The organism is Bradyrhizobium oropedii (genome assembly GCF_020889685.1).
In the GTDB taxonomy this organism is placed as follows: Bacteria; Pseudomonadota; Alphaproteobacteria; order Rhizobiales; family Xanthobacteraceae; genus Bradyrhizobium; species Bradyrhizobium oropedii.
This window is the reverse complement of sequence record NZ_JACMYO010000278.1, coordinates 1-8,296: the sequence shown is the minus strand read 5'-3', so window position 1 is coordinate 8,296 and position 8,296 is coordinate 1. Positions and strand designations below refer to the sequence as shown.

Genomic DNA, 8,296 nt, shown 5'->3' with positions numbered 1-8,296 from the left:
CACGCCGCGAAACGGCGGCGGCCGCCGCGCGGATAGGTCGACGAGAGTCGAAACCCGCAAAGAGCCGACTTCTCACCACTCTCTGTCAACTGCGACCCTGTGCCGCCTATCGCAGGTGGAACGACGACGGCGCTTCGCCATTTTCTCCTGTTCCAACTCTGCTGTTTCAACTGTTCTTCGAACAGCAAAATCCCACAACAAGGAGAAAATGATGAAGTTGGGAACTTTGGTCGTGGCCGCAATCACCACTGGCGCCATGACGCTGTCGACTGTTGTCCCCTCGTTTGCCGCACCGCTTGCGCCCGCCGCCCGTTTGCAGGACCAGCCTACCTCCGTCGAGCACGTGCAGTATCGGCATTGGCATGGCGGCCCGCGTTACGGCTATCGGGGTGGTTACGGCTACCGCGACGGTTATTATCATCGCGACCGCGGAAACGGCGCTGCGATCATCGGCGGCCTCGCAGCCGGCGCGATCATCGGTGGCGCCATCGCGGCAAGCCAGGCCAAGGCCAATAACGACGCCTATTGCTCCCAGCGCTTCCGCACATACGATCCGGCTTCGGGCACCTACATTGCGTCGGGCGGCGTGCGCCGTTCCTGTCCGTAAGCGTCACCTTCCTCCGTCATTGCGAGCGAAGCGAAGCAATCCATCTCACCGCTTGCGGACACATGGATTGCTTCGTCGCTTCAGCGCAAAATTGCATTGCAATTTTGTCGCGAGCTCCTCGCAATGACGGGAACTTTGCTAGGCCGGCTTGCCGTAGACCTGATCCGCCCGCTTCTCGAACGCGTGGGCAAACCGCCCGAAGGCGGCGTCGAACATCGAGCCCATCAGCATCGCCAGCATCCGGCTCTTGAATTCGTAGTTCAGGAAGAAGCCGACATCGCATTCGGTCTCCGACTTCGGCTCGAAACTCCAGCGGTTCTCCAGATTGCTGAATGGGCCGCGGAGGTATTCGACCAGGATCTTCAGATTGGGCCGGTCGAGCGTCACCCTGCTGGTGAAGGTTTCCCGCACCAGCTTGAAGGAGACCGTCATGTCGGCCACCACGATTTCGGTGCCGTCGTCCTTGGGCGTGCGCTGGCGGATCTTGAGCGCCTGGCACAGCGGCACGAATTCCGGATAGCGCTCGACGTCGGCGACCAGATCGAACATCTGAGGTGCGGTGTGGCGGACCCGCCGCTTGCTGGAGAATCGTGGCATCAGTGGATACTCGCACGGTTTTGCCGACGTGCGACGCTCTCCAGATAAATGTCCGCCTGCGTCCGATCGGTGAAGCAGACCAGCGATTGATCGGGGCGCAGGCCGGCAAAATATTCGATCAGCTTCGGCCGCTGCTGCCGGCGATAGGTCCAGACGTAGCGGAAGAATTCCAGGTCGATCTTCTCCGGGCAGCCTTCGGCCATCTCGGGGCGGACCTGGCCATAGCTCCCGGCAATGCGGCCGAGGATTCCGAGCATGCAAGTCGACCGCGGCAGGTCGAACCAGATGATCGTATCGGAGAGCTCCCGGCGCAGCTCACCTGCCCCATGCCGCATGTAGTTCCCATCCATGATCCAGCGCGGCTCTCGCGCAGCGTCGATCACGCGGCGCTCGAATTCGTCCTTGTCGGATTCGACCCAGCCCGGTTTCCAGAACAGCGCGTCGATCGACACGGACGGGATGCCCGTCATGGTGGACAGCCGCCGCGCAAAGGTCGACTTGCCGGATCCCGACGATCCCATCACCAAAGCGCGCTGCATTTGGTCCAGTCCAAGGTTCGGTCAAGGTTCGGTCAGGGCTAGATCAAGCAATGGCGCATGATGGCGCCCGCCTACCGCCTTTTACAAAATCTAGCGGCCGCGAGCCGTGCGGGCCGCCTGCAGCTTCGCAAAATCCTCGCCGGCGTGATGCGACGAGCGTGTCAGCGGGCTCGCCGACACCATCAGAAAACCCTTTGTATAGGCCACGCGCTCGTAGCCTCCGAATTCGTCCGGCGTCACGTAGCGCATCACGGCGTGATGCTTGCGGGTCGGCTGCAGGTATTGGCCGACGGTCAGGAAATCGACCTCGGCCGAGCGCAGATCGTCCATCACTTGCAGCACCTCGTGGCGCTCCTCGCCGAGGCCGACCATGATGCCCGACTTGGTGAAGATGGTCGGGTCCATCTCTTTGACCCGCTGCAGCAGCCGGATCGAATGGAAATAGCGGGCGCCGGGACGGACCGTCAGATAGCGCGACGGCACGGTTTCCAGATTGTGGTTGAAGACGTCGGGCTTGGCCGCGACCACGCGCTCGAGCGCGCCGTCCTTGCGCAAAAAGTCCGGCGTCAGGATCTCGATCGTGGTGGTCGGGCAGCGCGCGCGGATCGCGCGGATCGTCTGGGCAAAATGCTCGGCGCCGCCGTCGGCGAGATCGTCGCGATCGACCGAGGTGATCACGACATGGGCCAGTCCCAGCTTGGAGACGGCCTCGGCAACGTGCTCCGGCTCATGGGCATCGAGCGCGCCGGGCATGCCGGTCTTGACGTTGCAGAACGCACAGGCGCGGGTGCAGGTGTCGCCCATGATCATGAAGGTGGCGTGCTTCTTGTCCCAGCACTCACCGATATTGGGGCAGCCCGCCTCCTCGCACACCGTGACGAGGCCGTTCTCCTTCACGATCCGGCGCGTATCCGCATAGCCGCGCGTGTTCGGCGCGCGGACCCGGATCCAGTCCGGCTTCGGCGGTGACACGGCATCGGGCCGGTTCACCTTTTCGGGGTGACGCGGGCGGAGCTGAGTGGTGGAGATGGTGTCGACGATGGTGACCATAGGTGCCTGCAAGTCGCGAGAGCATGATCCGGAAAAGTGGAGACCGGTTTTCCCGCGACAAACCCGGAACGGGTTTGCGCTGGAGATCATGCTCCCAAACTAAAGAGTTTAGGTAATCGGTGTTAATGCGGCCCGCAACCCGCGCCGCGACCCTAGCAGATCAGCCCATATATTGGCAGTGTTGCGGTCCGTTCCATGCCGATTCCCACCTCAAAATGGCTCAAAAACCCCGCTTCACCCGTGCGACCGCGCCGCGCCTCGGCAAGGCGCTGAAACGCTCGTTCTTCGACCGCAGCGTGCTGGAGGTCGCCCCCGACCTGATCGGCGCGACCTTCCTGGTCGACGGCGTCGGCGGCATCATCACCGAGCTCGAGGCCTATCATCACACCGAACCGGCGGCGCACTCCTACAACGGGCCGACCCCGCGCAACCAGGTGATGTTCGGCCCGCCGGGCTTCTCCTATGTCTACCGCTCCTACGGCATCCATTGGTGCGTCAACCTCGTTTGCGAGCAGCCCGGCTCGGCGAGCGCGGTCTTGATCCGCGCGCTCGAGCCAACCCATGGGCTGGCCGCGATGCGCCGGCGGCGCGGTCTGGAAGACGAACGTGCGCTGTGCTCGGGGCCGGGCAAGCTCTGCGAGGCGCTCGGCATCACCATCGCCCACAGCGAGCTGCCGCTCGACCGTCCGCCGATCGCGCTCCACGCGCGGCTGGAGGCGCCCGACATCGTCACCGGATTGCGGATCGGTATCACCAAGGCCGTCGAGCTGCCCTGGCGCTACGGGCTGAAGGGATCGAAATTCCTCAGCAAGCGGTTTCCACTGTGAGACGCCCGGTCAGCGCAGGTCGATGGTGACGATCCCATACGGATTGAACTTGAAATCGTCTGGTTCATAGGAGGTCTCATAAGACAGCTGCGCCTTGCGGTCGGCGAGCACCGCCTCCAGCCCGCACTGCGCAAGCCGGTCACCGGCCTCATCCATCAGCGCAACCACCTCTCGCTCGCTGCCATAGGCTTTGGCCACATATACTTCGGGAAGCCCGACGAGGTGAAAGCCGACGGTCTCCAGGTGGGTCGCGCCGGCCAGCGGCCGCTTGGCGAAGGCCAGCCGGCAGGCCCGACGCAGAGCGATGTTGTCATCCGATTGCAAAGCAGCGGCAGCCTCGTGAGCGAGCGCGCCCCAACGCGCGAGGCCGTGGGCGACGCCTGCGCTCTCACCCTTGGCAGCCGTCGCACCTGCCTTGATCACGGCGTCGACCAGAAACAACCCGCCGGCCGAGCACATGACGGCATTGTCCGCCGACATCGGCGGTCCCAGCACATAGAGAACGGATTTGTGGTCGGCGACAGCCGTCTCGTCGGCGTCGGTCCAGGCATTCGGCGCGACGCGATCCCAGCACACGCCGAATGAGCGGCTCATATTGGGATCCGCCTTCCCCTGCGAATAGGTGGTATCGACGCTGAAGCCCGCCGCGAATTGTTCGATCGCACGCGAGGCTGCATCCTGCAGCCGCGGCAGCTCGCCTTCGCCGCCGAGCAAGCAGAGCACGTGGCGCGGCTTCACCGTCGATGCAGCCGCCTGAACGCGTTCGCCGAAACCGAGCATTGGCAAGACTCCTGTCGCGATCAGCAGCGTTCTTCGGGATATCGTCATGATGATCTCGCGGCTCGGGGGAGCCGGAACGGATTGAACGGCCGACCCGTCGGCTGGTTGGTCGGATGCCGGCGTGACCGGGTTCACGCCGCCTGATGGCAGACCGCCTCGATCCGGTTGCCGTCGGGATCGCGCAGGAACGCCGCATCATACGAGGTGTGATAGTCGCGCAGCCCCGGGGCGCGCCGTCATCGGTGCCGCCTGTTATGACGCCCGCTTCAGCAGCTCGATCGCCTCGAGGATCTTGGCCCGGCGCTCCGTTGCTGCCGCGCGCTTCTCCTTCTCTTCCTCGACCAGCTCTTCCGGCGCGTTGGCGACGAACTTCTCGTTGGAGAGCTTTGCGTCGACCCGCTTGATGTCGGCGTCGGCCTTGCCGAGCTCCTTCTCCAGCCGCGCCCGTTCGGCGGCCAGATCGATCACGCCCTTCAACGGCAGCGCGACGACTTCGCCGCGCACCAGAAGCTGCATGGCCCCCTCCGGCGCGGCGTCGGCGAAGGAGATGTCCGACAACCTTGCCAGGCGCTTGATGGTATCGTTCCAGCGCTGCGCGCGGTCCCGCGTCTCGTCGGAGCTGGTCACAATCACCAGCGGCGTCAGCGTCGACGGCGGGATGTTCATCTCCGCTTTCACCGAGCGCATCGCGGTGACGAGATCGACCACCCAGCCGATCTCGGCCTCGGCCGCGGGATCGCTGAACTCATCGGCGTCGAGCGCGGCAATGACAGGCGGAATAATCGGATCGACCACCGGACCGGCGGTTGCGATCGCCGCGAGCTGTTCGCCGGTCACGCCCGATTTGCGCGGCCAGGGCGCCAGCACCAGGAGGCCGTCGCGTTTTGCCGTCACGGCCCACAGCTCTTCGGTGATGAAGGGCATGAACGGATGCAGCAGCTTGAGGATCTCATCGCGCGTCCAGGCGATCATGGCCCGCGTTTCGGCTTTGGCGGCGCCCTCCTCACCCATCAGCACCGGCTTTGCGAGCTCGAGATACCAGTCGCAGAACACGTTCCAGACGAAGCGGTAGATTGCAGCCGCCGCATCGTTGAAGCGATGATCCTCGATCGTCTCGGTCACTTCGCGGGTGACACGCGAGGTCTCGTGCGCGATCCAGCGGTTCAACGTCTCCTTGGCGCCCTTCGGATCGAAGCCGTCCAGCTTCACGCACTCGTTCATCTCGGCGAAGCGGCAGGCGTTCCAGAACTTGGTCGCGAAATTGCGGTTGGTTTCGACCAAATGCGGCGACAGACGGATGTCATGGCCCTGCGCCGCCTCGCGGGTCAGCGCGAAGCGCAGCGCGTCGGCGCCGTATTCGTCGATCACGCCGAGCGGATCGATCACGTTGCCCTTCGACTTCGACATCTTCGCGCCCTTCTCGTCACGGACGAGACGGTGGATGTAGACGGTCGAGAACGGCGCCTCCTTCATGAAATGGAGGCCCATCATCATCATGCGGGCGACCCAGAAGAAGATGATGTCGAAGCCGGTCACCAGCGTGTTGGTCGGGTAATAGCGCGCGACCTCCGGCGCATCGTCCGGCCAGCCCAGCGTCGAGAACGGCCACAGCGCCGACGAGAACCAGGTGTCGAGCACGTCTTCATCACGCGTGATGAAGCCCTCGCGCTTGGCGGGGTCGACCGCCATGTCGTGGCCCTGCTCCGGCGTGATGACTTCCTGCTCGACGTAATAGCCGAGCGCGTTGCCGACCGCCTCTTCCTCGGTCTCGGCGACGAACACCTTGCCGTCGGGGCCGTACCAGGCCGGGATCTGATGGCCCCACCAGAGCTGGCGCGAGATGCACCAGGGCTGGATGTTCTCCATCCACTCGAAATAGGTCTTTTCCCAGTTCCTCGGCACGAACGTGGTTTCGCCCGAGCGCACCGCCGCGATCGCCGGCTGCGCCAGCGTGTGGGCGTCGACATACCACTGGTCCGTGAGATACGGCTCGATCACGACGCCGGAGCGGTCGCCATGCGGCACCATGTGGGTGTTGGGCTCGATCCGCTCGAGGAAGCCGAACTCCTCCAGCCGCGCCACGATCTTCTTGCGCGCCGCGAAGCGCTCGATCCCCTGAAACTCTGCCGCGAACTCGTCAGCACCCACCGGCAGGCCACGCAGATAATCCTCGTTGCCGGAGAGGCTGAGGCAGCCTTCCTGGTCGAGCACGCTGATCTGCGGCAGGCCATGGCGCTTGCCGATCTCGAAGTCGTTGAAGTCGTGCGCCGGCGTCACCTTGACCGCGCCAGAGCCCTTCTCGGGATCGGAATAGTCGTCGGCGACGATCGGAATCTTACGGCCGACCAGGGGCAGGATGACATGCTGACCGACCAGATCGGTGTAGCGCTCATCGTCCGGATGCACCGCGACCGCGGTGTCGCCCAGCATCGTCTCGGGACGCGTCGTGGCCACCACGATGAATGATTTCGGATCTTCGGGGCTGAAGCTGCGGCCCTCGATCGGATAGCGCAGGTACCAGAGATGGCCCCTGACCTCGACCTGCTGCACTTCGAGATCGGAGATCGCGGTGAGCAGCTTCGGGTCCCAATTGACCAGGCGCTTGTCCTTGTAGATCAGCCCCTGACGGTGCAGCTCGACGAACACCTTGACGACGGCGCGCGACAGGCCCTCGTCCATGGTGAAGCGCTCGCGCGACCAGTCGCAGGACGCGCCGAGGCGCTTCAGCTGGTTGACGATGGTGCCGCCGCTCTCGGCCTTCCACTGCCACACCCGCTCGAGGAACTTGGCGCGGCCCATGTCGCGCCGTCCCGGCTCCTGCCGTTCCATCAGCTGGCGCTCGACCACCATCTGGGTGGCGATACCGGCATGGTCGGTGCCGGGCTGCCACAGCACGTCGCGGCCGCGCATCCGCTCGAAGCGGCACAGGATGTCCTGCAGCGTGTTGTTGAGCGCGTGGCCCATGTGCAGCGAGCCGGTCACGTTCGGCGGCGGGATCACGATGGTGAAAGGCGCGGCGTCCTTGCGCTCGGGCCGGCCGGCCTTGAACGCACCGCTCTCCTCCCAGACCTGGGCCATGCGGTGCTCGATATCGGCGGGCTGGTAGTTTTTCTCGATCATGACAATGCGCTGTGGACCATGGGGGAAAGGCTAGAAAGCCGCCGGAGCGCACCAAGTCAACCGGACCGGCACGTCAAAACGGCGTTGAGGGCGTTTTCGAGCGAAGTGGGCACCGGTTCGCGTGAAGAAACCGCGCCCAAACCGGAAGCTGGAAGGTTCGATTCCGATCCGATCAGAACCGACTCTGGGGCATTTGGGGGGCTGAACGAGGACCGCAAGGCCCCGGTTGCTGGAGTTGGCGCCCGCGCAGAGCTAGCGCCCGCGGGAGACCCGCTCGATCTCGGCCTTGACGATGCGCTCGACCAGCCCCGGCAGGTTGTCGTCCAGCCAGGACTTCAGCATCGGCCGCAGCATCTCCTTGACCAGATCCTCCAGCGTCCGGGCATTGTTGCTCAGGACGGTGTTGGCCAGCGAGTTGAAGGCGGATTCGACCGCCCGCATCGTGGTTCCGGAGATGATCTGCTGCATCGGCGCGGTCTCGATCGCGGGCGGCTCCCGAACCGGTTCCGGTGCCCGGGTCCGGGCTTCCGTGAACTCGACATCGTCCTGCGGCTCGACCTTGCGGAACGACGGTGCGGGGGCCGGGTCCGGCAGCGCCATGTCGTCGGTGAGCTCGAACACATCGGCTTCGGGCTGGGCTTCGGGCTGCGGCGACGGCCTGATCTCGGCGGCGGGCGTCGCCTCATCAAGGCTGGCGAGCAGCGAATCGATGTCGTCCTGACTGTTGCTGGCCGGTGCCGGCGCAGGCGGCGGTGATTTCGGCGCGGGCGCGGCAG

8 protein-coding genes and 1 pseudogene are annotated in these 8,296 nt (G+C 64.7%); 2 read left to right on the top strand and 7 right to left on the bottom strand.

Going from position 1 to position 8,296, the window contains the following annotated elements; genetic code table 11:
• Positions 1–208: 208 nt before the first annotated feature.
• On the top strand, positions 209–607 hold the full coding sequence (locus tag H8A95_RS40095) for a BA14K family protein (RefSeq protein ID WP_229188048.1): 399 nt from the start codon (positions 209–211) through the stop codon (positions 605–607).
• A gap of 138 nt (positions 608–745) precedes the next feature.
• On the opposite strand, the gene H8A95_RS40090 is transcribed toward H8A95_RS40095, so the two are convergent.
• The 3 genes from H8A95_RS40090 to lipA all read right to left on the bottom strand — a co-directional run bounded on the left by H8A95_RS40090 (position 746) and on the right by lipA (position 2,793).
• Complete coding sequence (locus tag H8A95_RS40090) at positions 746–1,204, bottom strand: type II toxin-antitoxin system RatA family toxin (protein ID WP_229188047.1); 459 nt, start codon at positions 1,202–1,204, stop codon at positions 746–748.
• Complete coding sequence (locus tag H8A95_RS40085) at positions 1,204–1,743, bottom strand: AAA family ATPase (protein WP_229188046.1); 540 nt, start codon at positions 1,741–1,743, stop codon at positions 1,204–1,206. Before H8A95_RS40085 ends, H8A95_RS40090 begins: the two co-directional genes overlap by 1 nt.
• A 90-nt stretch (positions 1,744–1,833) precedes the next feature.
• On the bottom strand, positions 1,834–2,793 hold the full coding sequence (lipA, locus tag H8A95_RS40080; RefSeq protein ID WP_229188045.1) for a lipoyl synthase: 960 nt from the start codon (positions 2,791–2,793) through the stop codon (positions 1,834–1,836).
• A gap of 215 nt (positions 2,794–3,008) precedes the next feature.
• On the opposite strand from lipA, the gene H8A95_RS40075 reads away from it, so the two are divergent.
• Positions 3,009–3,620, top strand: a complete 612-nt coding sequence (locus tag H8A95_RS40075; protein ID WP_229188044.1) for a DNA-3-methyladenine glycosylase — start codon at positions 3,009–3,011, stop codon at positions 3,618–3,620.
• A gap of 9 nt (positions 3,621–3,629) precedes the next feature.
• Here the strand turns inward: H8A95_RS40075 and H8A95_RS40070 are convergent, their stop codons facing one another.
• The 4 genes and pseudogenes from H8A95_RS40070 to H8A95_RS40055 all read right to left on the bottom strand — a co-directional run.
• Positions 3,630–4,400: a hypothetical protein gene (locus H8A95_RS40070; protein WP_229188043.1), complete on the bottom strand. Its 771-nt coding sequence runs from the start codon at positions 4,398–4,400 to the stop codon at positions 3,630–3,632.
• A 131-nt stretch (positions 4,401–4,531) separates the two neighbouring features.
• Positions 4,532–4,668, bottom strand: a pseudogene (locus H8A95_RS40065) (VOC family protein); the annotation flags it as partial.
• Positions 4,653–7,520: a valine--tRNA ligase gene (locus tag H8A95_RS40060; RefSeq protein WP_229188042.1), complete on the bottom strand. Its 2,868-nt coding sequence runs from the start codon at positions 7,518–7,520 to the stop codon at positions 4,653–4,655. The pseudogene H8A95_RS40065 and the gene H8A95_RS40060, both read right to left, overlap by 16 nt.
• Positions 7,521–7,772: 252 nt before the next feature.
• A partial coding sequence (locus tag H8A95_RS40055) for a PopZ family protein (RefSeq protein ID WP_229188041.1) occupies positions 7,773–8,296 on the bottom strand: 524 nt, incomplete at its 5' end.